Below are 25,438 nucleotides of genomic sequence, written 5' to 3'. Positions count from 1 at the left end.
GCCAGAAGCGTCCTGAAATAATAAAAGAATAAATTAACAATAATAAAGGTTAAGCAGTGACACAGTTTTGGGAAAAGGAGGGTATCCCTAAACTGTCTTAATCAGCAAGTTTTATCAAAACTCGTAGACTAAGCCGAGCGCCACGGTGTTGTCTGTATTAGGATTCGATGGGTTGCCATCTTTTAGCAGATTGATTTTGTAGTCAACATACGCGGACATATTTTTATTGAAGTAGTAATAGGAACCCACATCAATATATTTCACAAGGTCGAACGAACCCAGTCCATCAACATCATTGGCTCTGGATTGCAGGAACGCCAGTGACGGGCGTAAGCCATTATCAAATTGATATTGCCCTACCATTTCCCAGTTATCGGTTTTATGTGCAAAGCCGCCCAATGTATCGCCCATATAGGTCATATCATAAGTACGGGTATAGTTTGCCGCCAGGTAAATATTATTGGCATCATACTTCACGCCGCCAGTCCAGGCTTCAGCGCGGTTACCATTGTCGTATTTATCTTGCGTCATCTGATCAAGCGTGCGTTTGGAACTGGTATAGGCTGCCCCCAGGCTCACCCCCATGCCCAAATCATATGTCGCTGATGCCCCGAAACCATCGCCATTCTGGTACGCGATACTTTTTCTGGCATTATTACTTAAAGGATCACCTTCTTTCGACAGGCCGTCATTTTTACCCTGATACTGCAACGCAATATTCAGACCATCAACCAGACCAAAGAAATCATTATTGCGATAAGTCAGAACGCCATTCGCGCGTCCGGTCATAAAATTATCGGAAGCTTCATACGAATCATTACCAAATTCAGGCAGTACGTCAGTCCATGAACCAATGTCGTATAACACGCCATAGTTACGACCATAATCAACAGACCCCATATCGGCAAATGCTAAACCAGCAAAACCGAGACGCGTCCAGCTTTGCGGGGAACCGCTGGAGTCACCATCTTCCGGACGATTGGCGTTGACCTGATACTCCCACTGTCCAAAACCGGTTAGTTGATCGGTAATTTGAGTTTCGCCTTTAATACCCATACGGATATAAGATTGATCGCCATCCGTACTATGATTACTGGAAAAATAATGCAGGCCGTCGACCTTGCCATACAAATCCAGTTTATTGCCATCCTTGTTATAGATTTCTGCTGCGTTGGCGGCTCCAGCCATCATTACGGCTGCGGCTACCGCAGATAACACCACTACTTTTTTCATTTTATATGCCTTATTTGTCTTATTTTTGGACTTTCCGCAAAACCTGCTCGCGGAACTGTCCAGGACAATATCACTAACAATTACCGTGCGTTAAGTTTCAAAGTGTAATATTAGCTTGCTATGTATTAGTGATGTTAAAATGCAAGTTAAGCATGACTACATCAATGATATGCCCTGTTTTCTGCTGTAATAACAAGGGGGTTACCAGTAGAGAACAGGCTTACGGTCGGGGATGCCAGGGCGAGAATGGCACTGAACACTCGGCTGACATTCGGTAAGACGGAATCATAATCAAGTCAGTTGAGGCCACAGTGCTTCTTATTTTTGTGTATAATTTGTTACGTTTACATTTATTTTTAAATTAGCGTTATGAAAATATCAGTACTACTGAAATAGCACTTCTTCGCTTCGTGTATTTTTACTATGGTTAATTATCACATAGCGCAAACGGTCATTTGTGTATCACTATTCATAAGGTTAACTATTTACCAGTGGTAATAAACATAAAAGTAAGTCAAGGGACAACAACAATACTGAAACTCTAAATGTTGATATTTTGAGTCATGCCGTTACAAACAAATACGATATTCTTAATTGCACTACTCCCTTTTCGGGATAATTTTATAGAAGGATGTTTTTTATTGTTCGTGAGCCATGCTCCTTTAGTATAAAGGTGAACGTAACAGGAAAGATAAAGCGTCTCAAAAACAGACCATATGGGTATAACTATTATGCAAAAAACGTCACTATTGTTTTCGGCCGCCGCGATAACGTTAACTCTGATGGCGTCATCGGCATCAGCGGCAACGCCAACCGCCGCAGAAAATGAAGCTACGTCGACCGTTAAACAAGAAATTACAGAAGGCATTAACCGTTACCTTTATTCAATAGATAAGGCAGACCCAACGTTAGGCAAGCAGCTCTTTTATGTTTCACCAGAAACCAGTTTTATTCATCCACGCGGTCACGAACGCGGATGGTCGCAGATCGCTGAAAATTTTTATGGCACCACTATGGGTAAAACCTTCAGCAAACGCACATTAAAACTGGACGCTCCCCCGGCTATTCATGTGTATGGCAATGCCGCCGTTGCAGAGTTCGACTGGCATTTTACCGCGGTACGCCGTGATAATGGGCAGACTCAACACACGACAGGCCGCGAAAGCCAGGTGTGGGCGAAGATACCAAACACAGGATGGCGAATCGTTCATGTCCACTACTCCGGTCCAGCCAAAACCGGCGTTGGAGAAGGCTATTAAGCTTTGCTCTTCAGGTTATGGCGCAGATGAACATTCTGCGCCAGTTAAGACGATCTCAGGTCAGTTGATAGCGCTTATCCGGTATCCGTTTTGCCGGAATATCCCTTTCATCATTCATTTGCAGTAAATCGATTTCTATCGCATTGCATATCGCATCCAGCGGTAAATCATTATTTTCAGTACCGAACGGATCTTCCAACTCTTCCGCCAACGCATCCAGCGCGATAAACGTATAAGAAATAAGCACCGAAATAAACGGTGTCATATAGTGCAGATCAACCACCAGTGCAAATGGCAACATAATGCAGAAAAGATAAACCGTACGATGCAAAATTAACGTATAGGCAAAAGGCACCGGCGTGTTGGCGATGCGTTCACAGCCGGCCAACACTGACGACATATCATTTAAACGGTTGTTGAGGCTATGAAATAAAATATCGGAAAGCTTTCCGCTGCGGCGGCGAATCGCCAGCCACTCTCCCATCAGCAATAAGATACGATTAGCGGGCGAATGGGAAGCGACAACTTTCTGTAACGCCTCCTGGTCAAGATAGTTTCCCAGAACTTGCGTTTGAAGCTGTCGACGCAATGTCATACGCAAACAGTGGGCAAAAGCGATTTGTAACCGAACAAAATCCTCGATACCGCGTTCATCAGGCAAGGTTGTTTTCACCTCTCGCAGTATTGAGCGTGAAGCGATCATCAACTGCCCCCACAAATGTCGGGCTTCGACGTAACGCGCATAACAGGCATTATTGCGAAACCCCAGAAAAATGGCGATAGCGACGCCCAGTATGCTAAACGGCGCAAGGGTAAACTTAATACCCAGCATTGTGTACCAGGGCAGCATGATAATAACGGCGATAGAAAGAAGAAAGTTAAGGAGCAGTCGTGAAAAGATTTTAGATAACACGGAACCATGCCAGACAAATATCAGGCGAATCCAGTGCTGTTGTGGTCTAACGATCATGATTATCTTCAGCAGGTAAAAAAGCACTGTCATTAAACGTGATCCAGATCAAGGTTGCAAGCTTCTGGTGATACACGGCTCCCCTGCCCTGTAGAACATTTTTTTGCACAGTGCTGACAGGCGTTGAAAAAAAACAACTATATGTATGTTGTAACTAAAAAGACACTTCAGCACATGAGATATATGACGGTCAACGGCTGCTATCAGTGGTATAGGGTGATTTATCAGGGAAAGCGTCAGCAACGACGCGCTGCTCTACCGCTGATTCATTTGTATGACCAGCCAGTAATGGATAACGCTGACAATATACTGTTGCTGCGCTTCGCTCAGCGGTTCTCCCTGAGGAATCTGGTGCCATTTCGCCAGGCACCCGCGGCAGCAGGTTGCCGTCGCATGTTGCGCGATAAATACCGGATGGCCCCGCATCGGCGTTTGCTTACCATCATTCGCCGGGTGAACTGGCGCCAGTCGCTGGGCGATAAAATCGGCGGCGTGTTTATCAATCACCTCCGCGCCTTTATCCCAGCAATATTGTCTTTCTTTTATCCCGAGACGAAAACGCGAACGAAATGTCGATCGCGCCAGGCGGGCAAAGAGCGGTTCAAGCGCATTCATCAATATACCGAACGTCCTAACGTTTGTGTTAATTGCTCAAGCGCGGCGATACCTGCCAGAGAGTTTCCCGCAGGATCCAGCTCCGGACTCCAGACGGCAATCGCCATTTCATGCGGCACTATGGCGACAATACCGCCGCCCACGCCGGATTTAGCGGGCAATCCCACCCGCCAGGCAAACTCTCCGGCATTCTGATACATACCGCTGGTCGCCATTAGCGCATTAATCTGCCGGGCCTGCATGGGGGTAACTACCGGCTCGTCGAGATGAAACGCCTCGCCCTGATTCGCCAGAAAGACAAACGTCCTCGCCAGTTCCATGCAGCTCATTTTCAACGCACAGTAGTGAAAGTAATTTTGCAACACGGTAGGCACATCATGATGAAAATTACCGAATGATTTCATCAGCCAGGCAATAGCGGCGTTACGGGCGGAATGCTCAAATTCAGAGCGCGCGACCGTAGCGTCATACGTAATATCCGATACGCCGCAAAGCGCGCGCACAACTTCCAGCATCCGCTGACGCGGCGCGCTAAGCCGCCCTTGCAACATGTCGCATACCACCAGCGCGCCCGCATTAATAAATGGATTACGCGGGATGCCTTGTTCCATCTCTAACTGAACCAACGAATTGAACGGCGAGCCGGAAGGATCTTTTCCGACGCGCTGCCAGATCTCCTCTTCCGGATAATGACGCATCGCCACCACCAGACTGAGCACTTTCGAAATAGACTGAATAGAGAAGCGTTCGTGCGCATCGCCCGCCTGATAATGCTGCCCGTCCACGGTACAAATCGCTATCCCCAGCTTTGAACCCTCGACGGACGCTAATGCCGGAATATAGTCAGCGACTTTGCCCTGGCCAATGAGGGGGCGAACGCGCTGTAAAATCGTCTCTAAAATTGCATTATCCATGGCCCTGGCCACAACATGCTCCTTGCTCGCAGGTCTGAAAAGGCCTGCGAGTATAGCAGAGGGCGCCACGCGACGTCAGGGCGATTAGACGCGGTTCTTCCAGACGGTCTGCACATTACAAAATTCGTGTAAACCAAAGTGCGAAAGCTCGCGACCGAAGCCGCTTTTCTTCACCCCGCCGAATGCCACACGCGCATCGCTGGCGCTGTACCCATTAATGAATACCCCGCCGCACTCAAGACGCGCCGCCATCTCCTCGGCCAGCGTATCGTCGGCGGTAAAGATCGTCGCCGACAGGCCAAACTCACTGTCATTCGCCAGCGCGAGGGCGTGCGCCGCATCTTTTGCAACGGTAATGGCGGCAACAGGCCCAAAAAGTTCCTGACGAAATGCCGTCATGTCAGGTGTGACATCCGCCAGAACGGTCGCGGCATAATAGTTGCCCTCCCCGGCGATTTTCTCCCCGCCCAACAGTAACCGTGCGCCTTCGGCGACGGAAGCCTGCACCTGTTGATGGAGTTCATCACGCAAATCAGAGCGCGCCATCGGCCCCAGGTCATTCTCTTCAACCAGAGGATCACCCATCTTTAATGCTGCGGCAGCCGCCACAAAACGATCGGTAAACGCCTGCGCAATGCCCTCTTCGACAATAAAACGTTTGGCGGCGGCGCAGACTTGTCCGGTGTTTTGATAGCGTCCTGCAACCGCGGCTTTTACCGCCAGTTCGAGATCGGCATCATTGAGTACAATAAACGGATCCGAGCCACCCAGTTCCAGTACGCACTTTTTCAGCGCCGCCCCAGCCTGAGCACCAATCGCCGCGCCGGCGCGCACGCTACCGGTCACCGTCACCGCCGCGATTCGCGGATCGTTAATCATCTGACTCACGCCCTCATTATTGGCGTTCACCCATCCATAGACGCCAGCAGGAGTACCGGCTTCCGTCAAGATTCGGGCTATCATCTGCGCGCAACCCGTGACATTGGGCGCATGTTTTAACAAGTAGCTATTCCCCGCCAACAGTATCGGCACTGCCCCGCGTAACACCTGCCATAAAGGAAAATTCCACGGCATTATCGCCAGAATGACGCCCAGCGGACGGTATTCAATCACCGCCTGCTGATTTTCTACCAGCGTAGGCTCAGGATTCAGCATTGCCGGGCCATGTTCCGCATACCAGTCGCATAACGCGGCGGATTTCGTCACTTCCGCACGCGCCTGCTTTATGGGTTTACCCATTTCACGCGTAATACATTGCGCCATCTCTTCTGCATGAGCGCGAAGCGCCTGACCAATATCGCGTAATGTTTGCGCCCGTTGCGCTACCGATGTCATTTTCCACTTTTTAAAACCGCTCGCCGCCAGACTCAGCGCATGTTCAATCTCTTGCGCGTTAGCCCAGGGCATTGCCGCCAGCGTCTGGCCGGTCGCAGGATTCACGGATAACGCCTGTGTTGCAGTCATCATGGTCATGTTCTTTCTCTCGTTATCAGGGGAGTTGTACCATCATGACGCCCTTTACCGTTTCTGAAAAATGAATAATATTAACCAGACTATTCACGAATTGAGAAAACCATGGACCTGACGCAACTGGAAATGTTTAACGCTGTCGCTCTGACGGGCAGCATTACGCAGGCGGCGGCAAAAGTACACCGCGTTCCGTCCAACCTGACCACGCGTATACGTCAGCTTGAAGCCGACCTGGGCGTCTCTCTGTTTATTCGCGAAAAACAGCGACTCAGGCTGTCACCAGCCGGGCATAACTTTTTACGTTACAGCCAGCAGATCCTGGCGCTGGTCGATGAAGCCCGCATGGTGGTTGCCGGAGAGGAACCGCAAGGACTGTTTTCACTCGGCGCGTTAGAAAGTACTGCCGCCGTACGTATCCCCGCGCTGCTGGCGGGTTATAACCAGCGTTACCCTAAAATTCAGTTCGCGTTAACGACCGGTCCTTCCGGCGCCATGCTGGATGGCGTGCTCGAAGGAAAGCTGAACGCCGCCTTTATTGATGGCCCGCTAATGCATCCGGGGCTGGAAGGTATACCGGCTTACCAGGAAGAGATGATGATCGTCGCGCCACACGGCCATTCCGTCGTTTCGCGGGCCAGCGAGGTGAATGGTTGCAACATCTATGCTTTTCGCGCCAACTGTTCTTACCGACGGCATTTCGAAAGCTGGTTTCATGCCGATGGCGCGACCCCCGGTACGATTCACGAAATGGAGTCATATCATGGAATGTTGGCGTGCGTAATTGCCGGCGCAGGTATTGCGCTGATGCCAGCAAGTATGCTCAACAGTATGCCAGGACATCATCAGGTGGAGGCCTGGCCGTTGGCGGAGAAGTGGCGCTGGCTTAGCACCTGGCTAATGTGGCGGCGCGGGGCGATGACGCGCCAGCTTGAGGCCTTTATCGAGTTACTTAACGCCCAACTGGCGAGCGTCGACTGAAGACGAAACGGCCTGCGAAGTAAATGAGAAGCAGGTCACAAAATGATTGTCTTTTCGCCAGTAAACGTTTTAAGATCGCGGTCTCACCTTCTCGCAACTAACCCGAAATATTTTTATGACAATCAATCCAGTTTCCCGCAAGGTCGCGTGGCTACGGGTAGTTACGCTTGCTATTGCCGCTTTTATTTTCAATACCACAGAATTTGTGCCGGTTGGTTTGCTATCAGACATTGCTGAAAGCTTTCATATGCAAACCGCGCAGGTCGGCATCATGCTAACCATTTACGCCTGGGTAGTTGCCGTCATGTCGCTGCCTTTTATGCTTCTTACCAGTCAAATGGAGCGCCGTAAGCTACTAATTTGTCTGTTTGTTTTGTTTATTGCCAGCCATGTGCTCTCCTTTCTGGCATGGAACTTTACCGTGCTGGTCATTAGCCGTATTGGTATCGCTTTCGCCCACGCTATTTTCTGGTCGATAACCGCCTCGCTGGCGATCCGCCTGGCCCCTGCCGGGAAACGCGCGCAGGCATTAAGTCTGATAGCGACCGGCACCGCGTTGGCCATGGTGCTTGGGCTGCCGATAGGTCGCGTTGTTGGTCAGTATTTTGGCTGGCGCACCACCTTTTTTGCCATCGGCATGGGCGCATTAATTACGCTGCTATGTCTGATTAAGCTTCTACCGAAATTGCCGAGCGAGCATTCCGGCTCACTAAAAAGTTTACCTTTGCTATTCCGGCGCCCGGCGCTGATGAGCCTCTATGTACTGACCGTCGTTGTGGTGACTGCGCATTACACCGCTTATAGCTATATTGAACCGTTCGTTCAGAATGTCGCCGGGCTCAGTGCGAATTTTGCTACCGTCCTGTTACTGATCCTCGGCGGCGCCGGGATCATCGGCAGCCTTGTGTTTGGTAAACTGGGTAATCGCCATGCCTCGTCGCTCGTCAGTATCGCTATTGCCCTGCTGGTTATCTGTCTGCTTCTGCTGCTGCCTGCGGCGAATAGCGAAGCGCATCTGGCCATACTGAGCATTTTCTGGGGCATCGCGATTATGGTGATAGGGCTCGGTATGCAGGTGAAAGTACTGGCGCTGGCCCCGGACGCGACCGATGTCGCAATGGCGCTATTTTCAGGCATCTTTAATATTGGTATTGGCGCTGGCGCGCTGGTAGGCAATCAGGTGAGTTTGCACTGGTCAATGTCGGCCATCGGCTATATTGGCGCCATACCCGCCTGTGCCGCGCTGGTATGGGCTGTGCTCATATTCCGCAAATGGCCAGTGACGCTGGAAGAACAACCGCATTAAGACATTCGTCTGCCGGGAACAGGTTTCCGGCAGACGAAAATGCGCCTTAGTGGTACGTTTTAATAATTTCCAACACGCCGTTGATAATAAATTGCACGCCCATACACACCAGCAGGAATCCCATTAAGCGGGAGATCGCTTCAATCCCCCCTTTACCCACCAGCCGCATAATAGCGCCAGAACTGCGTAAACATCCCCACAGGATCACCGCCACGGCAAGAAAAATAATCGGCGGCGCGACCATAATGACCCAGTCGGGAAACTCGCCGCCATGACGCACCGTGGAAGCGGAACTGATGATCATTGCGATGGTCCCCGGTCCTGCGGTGCTTGGCATAGCCAGTGGAACAAACGCAATATTGGCCGTCGGTTCGTCTGCCAGCTCCTCCGATTTGCTTTTCGCTTCCGGCGACTCATGCGCCTTCTGCTGCGGGAAAAGCATTCTGAAGCCGATAAACGCCACGATTAACCCCCCGGCGATCCGTAGCCCTGGAATCGAAATACCGAAGGTGTTCATGACTAACTGCCCGGCATAGTACGCCACCATCATAATAGCGAAGACATAAACCGAAGCCATATAGGACTGCCGGTTGCGTTCCGCACTATTCATATTGCCCGCAAGGCCAAGAAACAGCGCCACGGTGGTTAGCGGATTGGCTAACGGGAGCAGTACGACCAGCCCCAATCCAATCGCTTTAAACAAATCCATCATAATACTATCTCTTACCCATCAGCGTTTCATGAACCGGAAGTATAAAGTGAAATTGCCCAGGCGCGCCATTTCGCCAGTGTGCAAATTAATATCCTCTACAACATATAACCTGTAATTATCAATTAGTTACAAGTTATCACAACACAATACTCCGGACGCCTTTTAGCAAATCGTGGCATCGGTCAATTCATTTAGTTGACTTATACTTGCCTAGGCAATAGTATCTGACGAAATTAATTACTTGCCGGGGCAACCATTTTGAAAAGCACCAGTGATCTGTTCAATGAAATCATTCCGCTGGGTCGCTTGATCTACATGGTAAATCAAAAAAAAGATCGCCTGTTAAATAACTATTTATCCCCGCTGGATATCACCGCAACACAGTTTAAAGTGCTGTGCTCGATACGCTGCGCGGGATGTATTACCCCGGTTGAACTTAAAAAAGTGCTGTCTGTCGATCTCGGCGCATTGACGCGGATGCTCGATCGCCTGCTGTGCAAAGGCTGGATCGAAAGACTGCCGAATCCTAATGACAAACGCGGCGTACTGGTGAAGCTAACGCCGGACGGCGCGGCAATTTGTGAGCAATGTCATCAACGACCAGGGCAAGACCTGCATCAGGAATTAACAAAAAACTTAACGGCGGACGAAGTGGCAACGCTTGAGTATTTGCTCAAGAAAATTCTGCCGTAGACAAAAAAGAGGTATGACGATGTCCAGACGCAACACTGACGCTATTACTATTCATAGCATTTTGGACTGGATCGAGGATAACCTGGAGTCGCCGCTCTCACTGGAAAAAGTGTCTGAGCGTTCAGGATATTCCAAATGGCACCTGCAACGGATGTTTAAAAAAGAGACCGGTCATTCATTAGGCCAATACATCCGCAGCCGTAAAATGACGGAAATCGCGCAAAAATTAAAAGAGAGCAACGAGCCCATTCTCTATCTGGCGGAACGCTATGGCTTTGAGTCACAGCAAACATTGACCCGGACGTTCAAAAACTATTTTGATGTGCCGCCACACAAATACCGGATCACCAATATGCATGGCGAATCACGGTATATGCTGCCGCTGAACCATGGCAACTACTAGTTTGTTTATGCGCCACGCGAAGAGCACCATGAAAATGCTGTTTCCCGCCCTGCCGGGTCTGTTACTTATCGCCTCCGGATATGGCATTGCAGAACAAACTTTGTTACCTGTGGCGCAAAATAGCCGCGATGTGATGCTGCTGCCCTGTGTGGGCGATCCGCCAAATGACCTTCACCCCGTGAGCGTGAACAGCGATAAGTCAGATGAATTAGGCGTGCCCTATTATAACGACCAACACCTTTAACCTCTTTGCCCCGTTTTGCGGGGCATTTTTTTAGTACCGTCTGGCTATACGAGTTCGTCGCTATTACCTCGCGGCATAGTCTGAAATTAGCGTTTGTCTTCTTAGTAACATAATGCCTCATCCCCTGACGCGCGCAGTACGGCGCACACGAAATCCAAACACATTGATATAGAGTCCAGCCATAATCAGTACTGCGCCCGCAAGCTGCATCCCGGTCAACGTTTCCCCGAGTAACACCGCAGCGCTCGCCAGCCCGACTACCGGCACCAGCAATGATAACGGCGCCACGCGCCAGGTCTCATAGCGCCCCAGTAACGTGCCCCAGATGCCGTAGCCAAGTATAGTGGCGACAAAAGCCAGATAAAGCAGCGACAATATCGTCGTCATATCGATGGTAATAAGGCTTTGCGTAATGTGATCCGCCCCCTCCAGTAGCAGCGATGACAGCAGGAACGGCAGGATCGGGATCAGCGCGCTCCAGACCACCAGCGACATCACCGCCGGGCGCGGACTATGTTGCATAATTTTTTTATTAAAGATATTGCCGCAGGCCCAGCTAAATGCCGCCGCCAGAGTCAGCATAAATCCCGACATCGCTATATGTTGTCCGTTGAGACTGGCTTCAATCAATACCAGAACACCTATAATCGCCAGGGCGATTCCCGCCAACTGCTTACGTTGTAACCGCTCGCTAAAAACAAACGCCCCCAAAGCCATGGTAAAAAAGGCCTGCGCCTGTAATACCAACGACGCCAGTCCTGCGGGCATACCAAACTTTATCGCGCAAAAGAGAAAGGCGAACTGCCCAAAGCTTATCGTCAGCCCATAGCCCAGCAACAGCGTAAGCGGGACTTTAGGCCGGGCGACAAAGAAAATTGCCGGAAACGCCACCAGTAAAAATCGTAATCCTGCCAGCAATAATGGCGGCATATGGTGCAGGCCTACTTTGATGACAACAAAATTGAGCCCCCATACGACAACCACCAGTAACGCCAAAAAACCGTCTTTACGCGACATCATCGGCCCCTGTCATTATTAAAATTTTGTAAAAAGGTAAGTTATCGGAAATCAGTGCGCCATAACAGGACTTTTCTTTTTACCGTGAGCATGGCATTGAACAACACACGATGGGCAAAATCCTGCGTTATGGTATGTTAAGACTACGCTATAGCGTATAGACATCATGCTTTTGCGGGCACGGTAGATTAAAACGTCCCGATACGTAACCTCCATTTCAGGCAGGAAAAATGAATCCAGGATTGAGACGTTCGACGTTGGCTCTACTCGCCTCATCGCTGTTATTGACAATTGGACGCGGCGCCACGCTCCCCTTTATGACCATCTATCTTAACCGTCAGTACGGTTTAGGCGTGGATCTGATTGGCTACGCGCTGACCAGCGCGTTAACGATTGGCGTCATTTTTAGTCTTGGCTTTGGGATTCTGGCGGACAAGTTTGATAAAAAGCGCTACATGTTACTCGCGATTATCGCCTTCGCCTGCGGATTTATCGCCATCCCAATGGTGCATAATGTCGTACTGGTTGTCCTGCTTTTTGCGCTTATTAACTGCGCCTATTCGGTTTTTTCTACCGTCCTGAAGGCCTGGTTCGCCGATAATCTCACCGCGACAACAAAAACACGGATTTTTTCGCTCAACTATACCGTACTCAATATCGGCTGGACGGTTGGCCCGCCGCTCGGCACGCTGCTGGTGATGCAAAGCATCAATTTACCCTTCTGGCTTGCCGCTATCTGTTCCGCATTTCCGCTGGTCTTTATTCAGGTATGGGTGACACGTTCGGTTGCCGCCAGCGAGGGGAAAAATGCCACTATCTGGTCTCCCTCCGTTCTGCTGCGCGACAAAGCATTATTGTGGTTTACGCTTTCGGCATTTCTGGCCTCCTTTGTGGGGGGCGCCTTTGCGTCCTGTATTTCACAGTACGTTATGGTCGTTGCCGATAGCGGCTTCGCGGAAAAAGTGGTAGCCGTCGTCCTGCCGGTTAATGCGGTTATTGTGGTCAGTTTGCAATACGCCGTGGGCCGTCGACTTACCGCCGTCAATATTCGACCAATGATGACGACCGGCACCGTCTTTTTTATCGCTGGGCTCATCGGATTTATTTTTTCAGGCGACAATCTGTTTTTTTGGGGGCTTTCAGCGGCAGTATTCACGATTGGCGAAATTATTTATGCCCCCGGCGAATATATGTTAATTGACAACATTGCGCCTGCCGGGATGAAAGCCAGCTATTTTTCAGCGCAATCGTTGGGCTGGCTGGGTGCGGCGGTAAACCCGCTGGCCAGCGGCGTCATCCTGACGACGCTTCCCGCCTGGTCGCTTTTCGTTGTCCTGATAATCGCCATTGTGTTCGCCTGGGCACTGATGTTAAAAGGAATGCGGATTACCCCTACGCAACAGGCTATCACCTGTTAATTATCTGCAGCCAGTCATGTGCGCTGTTTCTGGCGCACTGGGTTAACCCTATATATTGCAGGCTAATTATCTGCTGTCACTGCGATAATTCAGGAATATTCCTGGGCGCTGACGAAAATATTCTAATGCTTTACCCTTCCAGTAAAATAAATACGCAATCCAGACTTGCTTAAGTATAAATTAGTACTATAGTCTGTACGAGGTTTTTTAAAAAAGAGGATGCACGCTAAAATAAGGAGAAACGAGATGTTAGGCAGTATTAACCTTTTTATCGTTGTATTAGGAATTATTTTATTTTCCGGATTTCTGGCCGCCTGGTTCAGTCACAAATGGGATGATTAATGAACGGAGATAATCCCTCGCAGAGCCGGCCCCTTGCTGCATCGTTGCGCAAGGGGCCGCTTTTGTCTGGATGGCAGGCAAAAAAAAACCGCCGGTTCACCAGCGGTAAATGCTTGCATGGATAGATTTGTGTTTTGCTTATACGCTACCGGGCAAATTCTTGCGAGGATAACGGATCGCTAACGACTGTAGCACCGTCAATATCAATGAAGCTTAAACGATACGCAACCAGACCTGAATAAGACATTATGGGATCTTTTTGTCCCCCAGGCGCTTTTACAAGACCCATGGTATCAGGCCAGCCGCGTGCCTCGTATGGCTGACCTGGAGATTGCCGGTTAGCGCGCGTTATTTTTGCAGTCGGTTCACGCGAACAAGCGGTTCCTTCGCTTTCTTGTCCAGACTACCGTTAATGTTGATCATTTGATCCGGCTGAACTTCCCGCCCATCAAATACGGCGGAAGGAATTATCACGTTAATCTCGCCGGATTTATCACGAAATACATAGCGATCGTCGCCTTTATGATCAATAAGGTTGCCGCGCAGCGAAACGGTCGCGCCATCATGCAGGGTTTTTGCCTGTTCGATGGTCATTTTTTCTGCATCATCCGTACCGCGATAACCATCCTCAATAGCATGAGGCGGCGGCGGCGCCACGTCTTTTTTTAATCCCCCTTGATCATCCGCTAGCGCGTAAGGCATTATCAGCAAACTTAAAAATGCAGCCACCGGTAGTTTCATGCTCTCTCCTTAATAACGTCTATTTGACGTATTAAGTCTGGCCGCTATTTTTAGTTTTTACAAACATGAATTTACCCGCAGGATATTAAGCAATAAAATCAACCCATCCGGATTAATATGCAACCGATATCAGCGCCGGTGAGCACGAAAGCGTAACGGCGTAATAGTTAACTCGCCACATCGCTGAAGTCATATGCATCAACGTCTTGATAGCAATTCAGAATAATCGGCTTTATTTTTTGAGGATAATGGCCTTACGCATAATCAATGACAGTCATCGCCGCAGAAAAGTAAGCAAGTTATGCAACAGCGGGTTTGTTGGTAACTGGATAAAATAATCATTCACTGACAATGTCATAAAATAAATATGCCATACTTGAGAAGAACGAACATATTTCATTTGTCTCTGTAACGGAAAAATAAACGATGAGATTAGAACAGCACGATATTGTCACCCTTGATGAAGCCGAAACCATCGATAGCCTGACAAAAAAACTTGGTCATTTACTGGTTAACCAGAAACTCCGTCTGACCACTGCAGAATCCTGCACTGGCGGGAAACTGGCTTCAGCATTGTGCGCAGCAGAAGATACGCCCTCATTTTACGGTGTGGGTTATGTCACCTTTACTGATGAAGCCAAAGCAAAAATCTTGCGCGTACAACGCCACAGTCTTGCCGAACATACCGCCGTCAGCGAAGCGGTCGTTACTGAAATGGCACAGGGCGCTAAGGATCAGGCTGAGGTCAATATCAGCATAGCGATCAGCGGCTATGGCGGTCCGGAAGGCGGCGAAGATGGCACGCCGGCGGGCACCGTTTGGTTTGCCTGGAATATTAACAATACAACTTTTACAAGCCGACAACATTTCAACGGAGATTGTCAGGAAGTATTGGAAAAATGCGTACGCTTCGCCCTCGCTGAATTGCTTTTTCTGTTAACGAAGAAAGCATAAAAAATAATTTCATCTGACCGGTCAGAATAACTCCCGGTCAGAATAAAAAAATGCGAGCCTATGGCCCGCATCGTATGCGCAATATTTCAGAATATATTTACGAAATATCAGGAGTAAAATTAATTGCCGGATTTCCGTCCGCCACTGTGGCTATTCTGGCCACCTTTTTTACCCGCTTCAGATGCACGCTGTGGGTCGTTTTTAAAGTTCCCACCGCTATGCTGGCCGCCTTTACGACCTGCTTCTGAGGCTTTCTCTTTATCTTCTGCAAAATTACCGGAACCGCCGCGATGTTCTGCCATAATATAATCCTCATGATGATGTTGCGTTTTAAATATGATATGTCTTCTCATATCATGTGATACAGTTCTAAATCTAGTCGCCCTGTGCGCAGTGTCAAATTCATTTCTGCATTATTTACATAACGCCGATACATGGCGGAAAATATATTTTTTGAAAACATCAACAGCGAAGCGGTAATAAATCTTTGGCAATCAAGCCACCACGAAAAAATAAGTAGAAAAATCCGAATGCACGCCCTTGTTATATTCAGACAATTTAACCCCATAAATTTAACTGGCTGTCATCAGAAGTGCAGGATTCATTTTCAGGCGGTTGTTCGACAGTGCCGAACAACCGTATCAGCTTAGCGATCGAGCCCACGATATTGTAACATGGGGTCAATATGCGGTTCATGTCCACGCCAGGCTGAATAAAGCGTTTCTAAATCAGTACTATTCCCCCGGGAAAGGATAGCATCACGAAAACGCTGCCCGTTTTCACGCGTCAGGCCGCCCTGCTCTACAAACCATTGATAACCGTCATCCGCTAACATTTGCGTCCACAGGTAGGCGTAGTATCCCGCTGCGTAGCCGCCGCCGAAGATATGGGCAAAATAACTGCTGCGATAGCGGGGCGGCACTGCCGGTAAATCAAGATGCTCGGCGGCCAGCGCCTGCTGCTCGAACTCAGCGACAGACTGCTCTGCTACGCTCTCCTCCAGCATATGCCAGCGCATATCCAGCAATGCGGCGCCGAGCAATTCAGTCATATCGTAACCTTTATTAAATAAACTCGCCTTGCGCATTCTTTCCTGTAAATCAGCAGGCATTTTTTCACCGCTGTCGACATGACGCGCGTAGCGTTCGAACACACGCGGATGGCTCGCCCAATGCTCATTAATCTGGGAGGGAAACTCAACAAAGTCGCGGGGCGTATTGGTACCTGAAAGCGTGGCATAGCGTTGGACGGCAAACAAACCATGTAGCGTATGACCAAACTCATGGAAGAGCGTAATAACGTCGTCCCAAAGCAGTAATGCAGGCTGCCCATCAACCGGTTTCTGATAGTTACAAACATTGTATATAACGGGCCGGGTTTCGTTGAGTGTGGATTGCTCGACAAAATTCCCCATCCACGCGCCGCCGCTTTTCGAGTCCCGCGCGAAGAAGTCGCCATAAAATAACGCCATGCCGACACCATCGGAGTCGAAAATCTCCCACACCCGAACATCAGGGTGGTACACCGGAATGTCAAAACGCTCGACGAAGGTGATGCCGAATAGCTGGTTGGCGGTCCAGAAAACCCCCTCTTGTAACACCGTATTTAAGGCAAAATAGGGCTTCAGTTGCGCTTCATCTAACGCATATTTTTCCCGCCGTACCTGTTCGGCATAGAACATCCAGTCCCAGGCCTGAACGGTGTAGCCGCCCTGCTCACCATCAATGACGTTCTGAATTTCCGCCTGTTCATTGAGTACGCGCTGACGCGCTGGCGGCACAATGCCACGCATAAAGCTCAGTGCGGCTTGCGGCGTTTTCGCCATCTGATCGGCCATTTTCCATGCGGCATAATTGGGGAAACCCAGCAGTTTTGCCTGACAGCGACGAATCTCTACCAGACGCTGAACGATAGCGCGGGTATCGTGGGCATCTCCTTTTTCCGCCCGAGTCCATGACGCTGCGAATAAATTTTCGCGAGTCTGGCGATCGCGCAGTGTAGCAAGCGCAGGCTGTTGCGTCGTATTAAGGAGCGGAATGAACCAGCGCTCCTCCAGGCCTTTTTCACGCGCCGCTTCAGCAGCGACGGTCATTTCTTCCGGGCTTAATCCTGCCAGGCAATGCGCGTCATCGACCGCCAGCCCGCCCGCTTTACTTGCCGCCAGCAGACGCTGATTAAACTGACTCATTAAGGTCGCGGATTCAGTATTCAATACCTTCAGTCGCGCTTTATCCTCTTCGGCAAGCTGCGCACCTGCCAACACAAAACGCTGATGGATCACATCGACCAACCGTAGCGACTCATCATCCAGCCCCAGTGAGTGACGCTGTTGCCAGACGGCATCCACGCGAGCGAATAACGCGCTATTCAGATAAATATCGTTGGAGAGCGCCGCCAGCTCGGCAGAAAAGGCCTCATCCAACCGCTGGAGTTCATCGTTAGTGTGCGCGGCCGTCATCGCGAAAAAAACGCTGGTGACGCGTGACAGAAGCGCCCCGCTTTGCTCCAGCGCCAGAAGCGTATTCGTAAAATCAGGGGCCGCCGGATGATTGACGATGGCCTCGATTTTCACGCGTTTTTGCCGCACGCCCTCATCAAAAGCAGGACGATAATGGCAATCTTTGATCCGATCAAAACGCGGTGCCTGATAAGGCAACATACTCTGGTCTAACAAAGGATTCGTCGACATTTTTCACTCCTGAAAATAGGTTGATCATAAGAGTAAGCTTCCCCCTATGCTGACCGCAACCGTGTTAACCAGGATTACCCTTTCATAAACGCCGCGTGCTATGGTAATACAACACAAAAAGCGTTGAGGAACTGTGTGATGATCGTTTTAGTAACTGGAGCAACCGCAGGGTTTGGCGAGTGCATTGCACGCCGTTTTGTTGAGAATGGACATAAAGTCATTGCCACGGGACGTCGTCATGAACGCCTGCAAGCGTTAAAAGATGAGCTTGGCGAGAACGTATTGACCGCCCAACTGGACGTGCGCAACCGCGCGGCCATCGAAGAGATGATGGCCTCTCTGCCTGCGCAGTGGCGCGATATTGATGTGCTGGTCAATAACGCCGGTCTGGCGCTGGGTCTTGAACCGGCGCATAAAGCCAGCGTAGAAGACTGGGAAACTATGATCGATACTAATAATAAAGGCTTAATTTATATGACCCGCGCCGTGCTGCCAGGAATGGTCGAACGTAATCGCGGTCATATCATTAACATCGGTTCAACCGCCGGCAGTTGGCCTTATGCTGGTGGCAACGTCTATGGCGCGACGAAAGCCTTTGTGCGCCAGTTTAGCCTGAATTTGCGCACGGATTTACACGGCACGGCGGTTCGCGTGACCGACATTGAACCGGGTCTGGTTGGCGGTACCGAGTTTTCCAGCGTCCGTTTCAAAGGCGACGATGAGAAAGCGGGTAAAACCTACGAAAATACCACCGCGCTCACGCCAGAAGACATTACCGAAGCGGTATGGTGGGTGGCCACACTCCCCGCGCATGTGAATATTAATACCGTTGAAATGATGCCTGTTACCCAATCCTTCGCAGGGCTCAGCGTCCACCGTAGCTAAGGGGTTATACCCGGTCTGCGGGCCGGGTAATCCCTGGCAAACGTATCTGCAACCAGAAACATGATCGGTATAGACCACCACGGAAAAGTGGTAGAGTATCCGGGTCAACCGCCTAAAAAGTAAGAATGAATGACCGTCGAAACGCAGCTTAACCCTACACAGCCTGTCAACCAGCAAATTTACCGTATTCTTCGGCGTGATATCGTGCATTGTCTTATCCCGCCTGGCACGCCGCTATCAGAAAAAGAGGTCTCAACCCGTTTTAACGTTTCGCGTCAACCGGTGCGCGAGGCTTTTATAAAGCTGGCGGAAAATGGGTTGATTCAGATCCGCCCTCAGCGCGGTAGTTATGTGAATAAGATTTCGCTTTCTCAGGTACAGAATGGCTGTTTTGTACGGCAGGCGATCGAATGCGCGGTGGTCCGCCGTGCGGCGGCGATGATCACCGACAACCAGTGCTATCAGCTGGCGCAAAACCTGCACCTGCAACATATTGCCATCGAGCGCAAACAGATTGATGATTTTTTCCAGCTTGATGACGATTTCCACCAAAAGCTGGCGCAGATCGCCGATTGCCAGTTAGCGTGGGATACCATTGAAAATATCAAAGCGACAATCGACCGGGTTCGCTATATGAGTCTGGATCATGTTTCTCCGCCGGAGATGTTGTTGCGCCAGCACCATGATATTTTCTCCGCGCTGGAAAATCGTGACGGCAATGCGGTTGAGAGCGCAATGACCCAGCATTTGCAGGAAATTAGCGAATCCGTCCAGCTTATCCGTCAGGAAAACAGCGGCTGGTTTAGCGAAGACTAACCCCCTTTAACGTCGGGGTGAGACGCCTTCTCCGCTTTCTCACCCTGCACATTCCCGCCTAAAAAGCCGTGAGCTTGATCAAAAACAAAAAAAATTCGCAACGATAAGCGTATTTATATGTCGCCCGTCATGCGGGGAAACCTGCGGGCTTTGGCTGTAAGTTTGAAAGGAGAAAACACCATGATGACATACGATCGTAACCGTAACGCAATCACTACCGGTAGCCGGGTCATGATAAGCGGCACGGGTCATACCGGGATTATCAAAGCCATTGAGAGCGAAGGTCTGGATGCAGGTCAAATTCGCCGCGGCAAAACGGTGATTGTCGAAGGTTGTGAAGGTAAATTCGCGCCGGTCGAACTGATCCGTCTTGGCATGAACTGATACCACTGGCCGCTAAGAACCGCTCCGGCCTTCCCGGTAGCATAATGCTACCGGGTCTCTGTTGCGCTACTTCAACCGCTCGGCATATTCCGCCACGCTCGCTTTCGCGCCATATGTCAGTAAACTGTCATAGGCTTCTTGCACTTTTTGCGTAAACCGCGCCGCCTGCGGCAAATCGTTGCCGAAAATTTCAGCCATTCCCAGCAGCGCCTTAACACGACTTGCGCCTTCTTCACTGTTTGCCACGGCGCGCTGAATAACCGGCAATAGCGGATCGCTAATGTCGATCGCCTTGCCCTGCTCATCCACGCCGCCAACGTAACGCATCCACCCCGCCACGCCCAGTGCCAGCAAATCAAAATCGCTATGATTAGCAAGATGCCAGCGAACGGAGTCCAGCATACGCTGCGGAAGTTTCTGGCTACCATCCATCGCAATCTGCCAGGTACGATGACGCAGCGCCGGATTACGGTAACGCGCAATCAACTGATCGGCATAACGCTGTAAATCTACCCCCTGGACTTTCAGCGTTGGCGCCTGCTCGCGTAACATTAACGCCTGCGCGGTCAGACGATAGTTGTCGTCAGCCATGCAGTCATTAATATGCTGATAGCCGGCAAGATACCCCAGATAAGCCAGGAATGAATGACTGCCGTTAAGCATTCGCAGTTTCATCTCTTCAAACGGAACCACGTCGGCGACCAACGTCGCGCCCGCGTTTTCCCACTGCGGACGACCCGCCACAAACGTATCTTCTATCACCCACTGGCGAAACGGTTCACAGGCGACGCCCGCCGGATCGCGCACGCCGGTCAGTTGTTCGATTTTATCCAGCGTCTCCGGCGTGACCGCAGGGACAATCCGATCAACCATGGTTGACGGAAATGTCACGTTTTGCTCGATCCATATCGCCAGTTCCGCATCCACCTCCCGGGCGTAAGCCGTCACAACCTGACGCGTCACATGCCCATTTTCCGGCATGTTATCGCAGGACATCACGGTAAATGCCGGTAAGCCTGCGGCTTTACGACGCGCTAACGCTTCGACAATAATACCCGGTGCCGTTAGCGGTTGATGCGGATTTTGCAGGTCGGCGGCAATCATGGGATGCTCCAGCAGAAGTTGGCCCGTGGCTGGCGAATGACAATACCCTTTCTCGGTAATGGTCAGAGACACAATCGCTATTTGCGGTTCGCACATCGCCGCCAGCACACGTTCCAGACCATCAACCTGGACATGCAACGCCGCCTTGACGACGCCCACCACACGCGCCGTCCAGGCTTCCGCCGACATCTCCGCCACGGTATAGAGGTTATCCTGCTGCTTTAGATCGGCAATCTGCTGTTCGCCGCCAATAAGATTAACCTCATAATAGCCCCAGTCGCTATGCTGCTCCGCAGCCAGAATATCTGTATAAACCCCCTGATGCGCGCGATGAAACGCGCCAAAACCGAGATGGACCATCCGCGCCACCAGCGCCGCGCGATCGTAATCAGGAAGCGTCGCCTTTGCCGATAAAAGCCTGTTTTGCATTTTATAACCTCTATATTCTGAAAGCGGAACAGTCGCAGAGTAACGCCTGCCCTGGTACATTTGGATTTACGCTAATTAAACAAAAGTGACCGGGCAGCATGGCCGAAACCGCATTAGCGTTCCGGCCATACCGTCGACACGATTTAACTCGTCTGGGTTGCGGAGTGGCGTAACTTCTCTGCCGCTGTCGCTTCCGCCGCATCCTCAGGCAAGCTCAGATCGCGATCTCTGACCTCCGGCATCAACAACGCAGAAATCAGACCAATACACGAGTAGAGCACCAGCATAATTAAGATGGGCAGCCAGGAATCGGTCATGTTACAAAAGATCCCTGCGAGGACGGGGCCAAAACCGACCGCCACCAGCCCCCCTGCCTCTTTTGAAATCGCCATCCGGGTGAAGCGATTACGCGATCCGAAAATTTCCGCCATGGTGATGTTTTCCAGCGCAAATAATCCCAGCACGGCAAAGTTATGAATAACAATGAGCGCCGCCATAATTACGCCAGGGCTATACGTTTTATCTACCACAATAGACAGCATCGGCCAGGCGAGAATAATCGCGGAGATATTCAATATTATATACGGCAGCCGACGACCGTATTTATCGGACAACCACCCCAAGAGTGGGATAGTGATAAAACCAATTACGGAACTTATCATTAACGCATCGGTTGGGATAGATTTGTTAAATAATAACGTCTGAACTAAATATCCGGCAAGGAAGGTTTGAATAAGCCCCGAATTCCCAGCTTGTCCAAAACGTAAACCGGTGGCCAGCCAGAAAGATTTGCTGGTAAACATCGCGCCCAATGTATTTTCTGACGCAGGCGTTAACGCTGGCGATTTTTCGCCTTCGCTTACTTTTTCGAATACCGGACTTTCTTTCAGATTCATTCGCAGCCAGATCGCGAATATCATGACAACGACGCTCGCCAGGAAAGGAATACGCCATCCCCAGGCGATCAGCTGTTCGCGTTCAAGCGCAAAGAACATCACCGCCCAGATCGCCGTCGCGCTCAACGTACCGCAGTTGGTGCCCATAGCAACCAGCGAGGAAATAATGCCACGCTTTCCTTTCGGCGCATACTCGGCCAGCATGGTACCCGCGCCGGAAATTTCCGCCCCGGCGCCCAGCCCCTGTATAATTCGCAATGTCACCAGTAATACTGGCGCAAAAATGCCGATTTGCGCATACGTCGGCAGTACGCCAATCAGCGTGGTGCAGATCCCCATCATGGTGATGGTAATAAACAACACTTTTTTTCGTCCGATGCGGTCGCCCATTTTACCAAAAACAAAGGCGCCGATGATTCTGGCTATATAACCTGCACCATAGGTGCCCATTGCCAGGATAAGCGCCATCGCGGCAGACTGTTCCGGAAAAAATATCTCATGGAAGACCAGAGCCGCGCCTAGTGAATATAACTGAAAATCCATAAATTCAAGCGCGGTGCCTAACCAGCCAGATACGGCAGCGCGCACTAAATCCTGAGTCGATCGTTCATGCTTTATTTGTGTCATATAGGCAATCTCTAAGAGGTAAGATGCGTACCACTTACTCGCAATTATTTATATTATTTCGCAAACGTGAGTAAGACTTTGCAGCATTGACGCTGGTCTTTCTCGAAAAGCTCAATCGCGTCGGTGACATGTTGATAATCAAATGTATGCGTTATCAGCTTATCCGGATCAATAAGCCCTTTATTCAGCCAGTCAATCACGACCGGGAATTTATTGGCATTAAGACGCGATGAATAAATAGCCAGCTCTTTTCCGGTAATACCCTGCTGTACAATCTCACACGGGTCGCTGGAAAATCCCATCAGGACAATGCGTGCCGCAGGCGATGCAAGGGTAATCGCCTCTTGCAGGATAGCGGGATGACAGGCGGCATCGACAATCAAGGTCGGTTTTAGCGCCTTCTGCTGTAGAAATTCCGCCAGTGAATGTTGACCATTATTGAGGGTCCAGTCAGCGCCGCTCTGCTTCGCCATTGCTAAACGCTCTTCAATGCGATCAACGACTATGACCGTTTTAACCTGATAAACCCCCTTCAGCGCCTGTACGGTCGTCAGTCCCATCGGGCCTGCGCCATAGATAAGCGCCACGTCCTGCTCGGTCGGATTCACTTGCCCCGTCACATTTGCCGCAATGGTAAACGGCTCAACCATGACGGCGTGATGATCTGCGATGTTGTCCGGTATGCGATGAGCATTACGGGCCGGCGCCACCGCATACTCGCTGAAACCGCCGTCACGATGCACGCCCAGCACCACCAGCGAGGTACACACATTGGGTTTACCGACTGAACAAGGGTAACAATGCCCGCAACTGATCACCGGATCGACGGATACCCGTTCTCCTATCCGGTCGTGATTGACGTTGTCGCCTACCGCGTCGATGACACCGAAAAATTCATGGCCTATGACACGGGGATATTTTGCAAAGGGATTATGTCCCCGATAAATATGACTGTCGGAACCGCAGATACCCGCCAGTCTCACTTTAATACGAACTTCGCCCGGCGCAGGCTGCGGAAGCGCGCGCGTTTCGATGGTTAATGTATTCGGTTTTTCGATTACGATGCTTTTCATTTTTCGCTCCTTACCAGTTCCACAGTGTGCCGTCTTCCAGGCGGGCCACCGGCAAATAGGCTGGATCGTACGGATATTTCGCCGCCAGTTTTTCATCAAACTCAATGCCCAGTCCTGGCTTGTCGCCCGGATGCATATAGCCGCCCTCGAACGTCCAGTTATGCGGGAAAACCTCCAGCATTTGTTCGGAGTAGCCCATAAACTCCTGCACACCAAAGTTAGGCACCCACAGGTCGAAATGTAATGCCGCGGCCATACAAACCGGCGACAGATCGGACGGCCCATGCGAACCGGTACGCACCTGGTAGAGCGAGGCAAAATCGGCAATGCGGCGCATCCCGGTAATACCACCGGCATGGGTAAGCGTGGTGCGGATATAGTCAATCAATTGCTCTTCAATGAGCTGTTTGCAATCCCAGATACTGTTAAAGACTTCGCCTACCGCAATCGGCGTGACCGTATGCTGGCGGATGAGGCGGAAGCACGCCTGATTTTCAGCCGGCGTCGGGTCTTCCATCCAGAACAAACGATAGTCTTCAATACATTTGCCAAAGCGGGCAGCCTCAATAGGCGTCAACCGGTGATGCATATCGTGCAGAAGATGTTCATTAAAACCGAACGTATTACGCACGGCGTCAAACAGCTTTGGCGTAAAATCGAGATACCTTTCCGTTGACCACAATTGTTCTTCCGGCCACTGGCCTTTTGTCGCGGGCTCATAGGCCAGCCCCTTGCCTTTCGCCATGCCGTAGGTGGTTTTCATCCCCGGAACGCCGCACTGCACGCGGATTGCTTTGAACCCTTGCTCTTTATGACGCGCGTAGTCTTCCAGCACATCGTCGATGGTGTGGCCTGTGGTATGGCAATACACCATGACGCCTTCACGCGAAGCGCCGCCGAGTAACTGATACAACGGCATATTGGCGGCTTTGGCTTTAATATCCCATAGCGCCATATCAACCGCGGAAATGGCGGACATGGTGACAGGGCCACGGCGCCAGTACGCGCCTTTGTAGAAGAACTGCCAGATATCTTCGATGCGGCGAGCATCCCGCCCGATGAGCTGTGGGCACAGGTGATCGGTAAGGTACGAGGCCACCGGGAGCTCGCGTCCGTTCAGGGTGGCATCCCCCAGACCGGTGATCCCGTCTTCCGTGGTTATCTTTAAGGTGACGAAGTTACGCCCTGGACACGTAACAAAAACTTCAGCCCCTACAATCTTCATGTTTATTCCTTACATCGCATTATGGGATGCAGGAAATTTAC

General features: G+C 50.6%; 26 protein-coding genes. 12 read left to right on the top strand and 14 right to left on the bottom strand.

The annotated features are described in order from the left end of the window. Positions 1 to 114 precede the first annotated feature (114 nt). On the bottom strand, positions 115 to 1,233 hold the full coding sequence (gene ompC / locus OLG56_RS10825; RefSeq protein WP_000758339.1) for a porin OmpC: 1,119 nt from the start codon (positions 1,231 to 1,233) through the stop codon (positions 115 to 117). A 716-nt stretch (positions 1,234 to 1,949) separates the two neighbouring features. Here ompC and OLG56_RS10820 point away from each other — a divergent pair. Further along, entirely contained in the window at positions 1,950 to 2,492 is a 543-nt protein-coding gene (locus tag OLG56_RS10820; RefSeq protein WP_023137025.1) for a YybH family protein, read from the top strand. 55 nt (positions 2,493 to 2,547) lie between these two features. Here OLG56_RS10820 and OLG56_RS10815 read toward each other — a convergent pair whose 3' ends face one another. The 4 genes from OLG56_RS10815 to sad all read right to left on the bottom strand — a co-directional run bounded on the left by OLG56_RS10815 (position 2,548) and on the right by sad (position 6,464). Next, entirely contained in the window at positions 2,548 to 3,462 is a 915-nt protein-coding gene (locus OLG56_RS10815) for a bestrophin family protein (RefSeq protein WP_001748393.1), read from the bottom strand. Between the two features lie 255 nt (positions 3,463 to 3,717). Next, positions 3,718 to 4,077, bottom strand: a complete 360-nt coding sequence (locus tag OLG56_RS10810) for a DUF4186 domain-containing protein (RefSeq protein ID WP_000992454.1) — start codon at positions 4,075 to 4,077, stop codon at positions 3,718 to 3,720. Further along, entirely contained in the window at positions 4,077 to 5,003 is a 927-nt protein-coding gene (gene glsB / locus OLG56_RS10805) for a glutaminase B (protein ID WP_000090081.1), read from the bottom strand. The genes OLG56_RS10810 and glsB overlap by 1 nt, the downstream gene beginning before the upstream one ends. Before the next feature lie 72 nt (positions 5,004 to 5,075). After that, a complete protein-coding gene (gene sad / locus OLG56_RS10800) occupies positions 5,076 to 6,464 on the bottom strand; it encodes a succinate-semialdehyde dehydrogenase (protein ID WP_061377329.1) in 1,389 nt (462 codons plus the stop codon). A gap of 102 nt (positions 6,465 to 6,566) precedes the next feature. On the opposite strand from sad, the gene ptrR reads away from it, so the two are divergent. After that, on the top strand, positions 6,567 to 7,439 hold the full coding sequence (gene ptrR / locus OLG56_RS10795) for a putrescine utilization regulator PtrR (RefSeq protein ID WP_061377330.1): 873 nt from the start codon (positions 6,567 to 6,569) through the stop codon (positions 7,437 to 7,439). Positions 7,440 to 7,554: 115 nt separating this feature from the next. After that, positions 7,555 to 8,745 carry a sugar transporter gene (locus OLG56_RS10790; protein WP_000154613.1) on the top strand — a complete coding sequence of 397 codons (1,191 nt, stop codon included), beginning with the start codon at positions 7,555 to 7,557 and terminating at the stop codon, positions 8,743 to 8,745. Between the two features lie 46 nt (positions 8,746 to 8,791). On the opposite strand, the gene OLG56_RS10785 is transcribed toward OLG56_RS10790, so the two are convergent. Next, positions 8,792 to 9,457 carry a MarC family NAAT transporter gene (locus tag OLG56_RS10785; RefSeq protein WP_000968968.1) on the bottom strand — a complete coding sequence of 222 codons (666 nt, stop codon included), beginning with the start codon at positions 9,455 to 9,457 and terminating at the stop codon, positions 8,792 to 8,794. Between the two features lie 258 nt (positions 9,458 to 9,715). Between OLG56_RS10785 and marR the strand changes: the two genes are divergently transcribed. From marR to marB, 3 genes are read left to right on the top strand one after another with little or no spacing between them, the layout of a single operon-like run. Beyond that, positions 9,716 to 10,150 carry a multiple antibiotic resistance transcriptional regulator MarR gene (gene marR / locus OLG56_RS10780; protein WP_000843434.1) on the top strand — a complete coding sequence of 145 codons (435 nt, stop codon included), beginning with the start codon at positions 9,716 to 9,718 and terminating at the stop codon, positions 10,148 to 10,150. Positions 10,151 to 10,169: 19 nt separating this feature from the next. Further along, positions 10,170 to 10,553: an MDR efflux pump AcrAB transcriptional activator MarA gene (gene marA, locus OLG56_RS10775; protein ID WP_000091194.1), complete on the top strand. Its 384-nt coding sequence runs from the start codon at positions 10,170 to 10,172 to the stop codon at positions 10,551 to 10,553. 28 nt (positions 10,554 to 10,581) lie between these two features. Beyond that, positions 10,582 to 10,797, top strand: a complete 216-nt coding sequence (gene marB / locus OLG56_RS10770) for a multiple antibiotic resistance protein MarB (protein ID WP_000783049.1) — start codon at positions 10,582 to 10,584, stop codon at positions 10,795 to 10,797. Between the two features lie 117 nt (positions 10,798 to 10,914). On the opposite strand, the gene eamA is transcribed toward marB, so the two are convergent. Next, positions 10,915 to 11,817 (bottom strand): O-acetylserine/cysteine exporter, encoded by a 903-nt coding sequence (eamA, locus tag OLG56_RS10765; RefSeq protein WP_000987753.1) that lies wholly within the window; start codon positions 11,815 to 11,817, stop codon positions 10,915 to 10,917. A gap of 227 nt (positions 11,818 to 12,044) precedes the next feature. On the opposite strand from eamA, the gene ydeE reads away from it, so the two are divergent. After that, positions 12,045 to 13,232, top strand: coding sequence for an efflux MFS transporter YdeE (gene ydeE, locus OLG56_RS10760; RefSeq protein ID WP_061377332.1), 1,188 nt, complete (start codon positions 12,045 to 12,047; stop codon positions 13,230 to 13,232). A gap of 246 nt (positions 13,233 to 13,478) precedes the next feature. Continuing rightward, complete coding sequence (gene mgtS, locus OLG56_RS10755; protein ID WP_000901531.1) at positions 13,479 to 13,574, top strand: protein MgtS; 96 nt, start codon at positions 13,479 to 13,481, stop codon at positions 13,572 to 13,574. A 348-nt stretch (positions 13,575 to 13,922) separates the two neighbouring features. Here mgtS and OLG56_RS10750 read toward each other — a convergent pair whose 3' ends face one another. Beyond that, entirely contained in the window at positions 13,923 to 14,315 is a 393-nt protein-coding gene (locus OLG56_RS10750; protein WP_000775494.1) for a YdeI family stress tolerance OB fold protein, read from the bottom strand. Positions 14,316 to 14,741: 426 nt separating this feature from the next. On the opposite strand from OLG56_RS10750, the gene OLG56_RS10745 reads away from it, so the two are divergent. Next, on the top strand, positions 14,742 to 15,269 hold the full coding sequence (locus OLG56_RS10745) for a 2-oxo-tetronate isomerase (protein ID WP_001235359.1): 528 nt from the start codon (positions 14,742 to 14,744) through the stop codon (positions 15,267 to 15,269). A gap of 119 nt (positions 15,270 to 15,388) precedes the next feature. On the opposite strand, the gene OLG56_RS10740 is transcribed toward OLG56_RS10745, so the two are convergent. Together OLG56_RS10740 and dcp are read right to left on the bottom strand one after the other, a co-directional pair. Next, positions 15,389 to 15,571, bottom strand: coding sequence for a con-10 family general stress protein (locus tag OLG56_RS10740; protein WP_000807642.1), 183 nt, complete (start codon positions 15,569 to 15,571; stop codon positions 15,389 to 15,391). Between the two features lie 344 nt (positions 15,572 to 15,915). Then, positions 15,916 to 17,958 carry a peptidyl-dipeptidase Dcp gene (dcp, locus tag OLG56_RS10735; protein ID WP_061377333.1) on the bottom strand — a complete coding sequence of 681 codons (2,043 nt, stop codon included), beginning with the start codon at positions 17,956 to 17,958 and terminating at the stop codon, positions 15,916 to 15,918. A 138-nt stretch (positions 17,959 to 18,096) separates the two neighbouring features. On the opposite strand from dcp, the gene ydfG reads away from it, so the two are divergent. From ydfG to ydfZ, 3 genes are all read left to right on the top strand, one after another. Beyond that, positions 18,097 to 18,843 carry a bifunctional NADP-dependent 3-hydroxy acid dehydrogenase/3-hydroxypropionate dehydrogenase YdfG gene (gene ydfG / locus OLG56_RS10730; protein WP_000636564.1) on the top strand — a complete coding sequence of 249 codons (747 nt, stop codon included), beginning with the start codon at positions 18,097 to 18,099 and terminating at the stop codon, positions 18,841 to 18,843. A gap of 129 nt (positions 18,844 to 18,972) precedes the next feature. After that, a complete protein-coding gene (locus OLG56_RS10725) occupies positions 18,973 to 19,659 on the top strand; it encodes a GntR family transcriptional regulator (RefSeq protein ID WP_000215562.1) in 687 nt (228 codons plus the stop codon). 180 nt (positions 19,660 to 19,839) lie between these two features. Further along, entirely contained in the window at positions 19,840 to 20,043 is a 204-nt protein-coding gene (gene ydfZ, locus OLG56_RS10720) for a putative selenium delivery protein YdfZ (RefSeq protein ID WP_000989267.1), read from the top strand. A gap of 66 nt (positions 20,044 to 20,109) precedes the next feature. Here ydfZ and OLG56_RS10715 read toward each other — a convergent pair whose 3' ends face one another. The 4 genes from OLG56_RS10715 to rspA all read right to left on the bottom strand — a co-directional run bounded on the left by OLG56_RS10715 (position 20,110) and on the right by rspA (position 25,397). Continuing rightward, positions 20,110 to 21,576 carry a mannitol dehydrogenase family protein gene (locus tag OLG56_RS10715; protein WP_061386801.1) on the bottom strand — a complete coding sequence of 489 codons (1,467 nt, stop codon included), beginning with the start codon at positions 21,574 to 21,576 and terminating at the stop codon, positions 20,110 to 20,112. 143 nt (positions 21,577 to 21,719) lie between these two features. Continuing rightward, positions 21,720 to 23,099, bottom strand: a complete 1,380-nt coding sequence (locus tag OLG56_RS10710) for an MFS transporter (protein WP_000192118.1) — start codon at positions 23,097 to 23,099, stop codon at positions 21,720 to 21,722. Positions 23,100 to 23,152: 53 nt separating this feature from the next. Further along, on the bottom strand, positions 23,153 to 24,172 hold the full coding sequence (locus OLG56_RS10705) for a Zn-dependent oxidoreductase (protein ID WP_000836501.1): 1,020 nt from the start codon (positions 24,170 to 24,172) through the stop codon (positions 23,153 to 23,155). 10 nt (positions 24,173 to 24,182) lie between these two features. Beyond that, the gene (rspA, locus tag OLG56_RS10700; protein WP_001644449.1) at positions 24,183 to 25,397 is read right to left on the bottom strand and encodes a starvation-sensing protein RspA; all 1,215 of its coding nucleotides are present in this window, start codon (positions 25,395 to 25,397) and stop codon (positions 24,183 to 24,185) included. Positions 25,398 to 25,438 lie beyond the last annotated feature (41 nt).

The organism is Salmonella sp. 2018103 (assembly GCF_026247685.1).
Taxonomy (GTDB): domain Bacteria; phylum Pseudomonadota; class Gammaproteobacteria; order Enterobacterales; family Enterobacteriaceae; genus Salmonella; species Salmonella enterica.
Note: the sequence above shows the minus strand (reverse complement) of the source record. Positions and strands in the feature narration are given on the sequence as shown.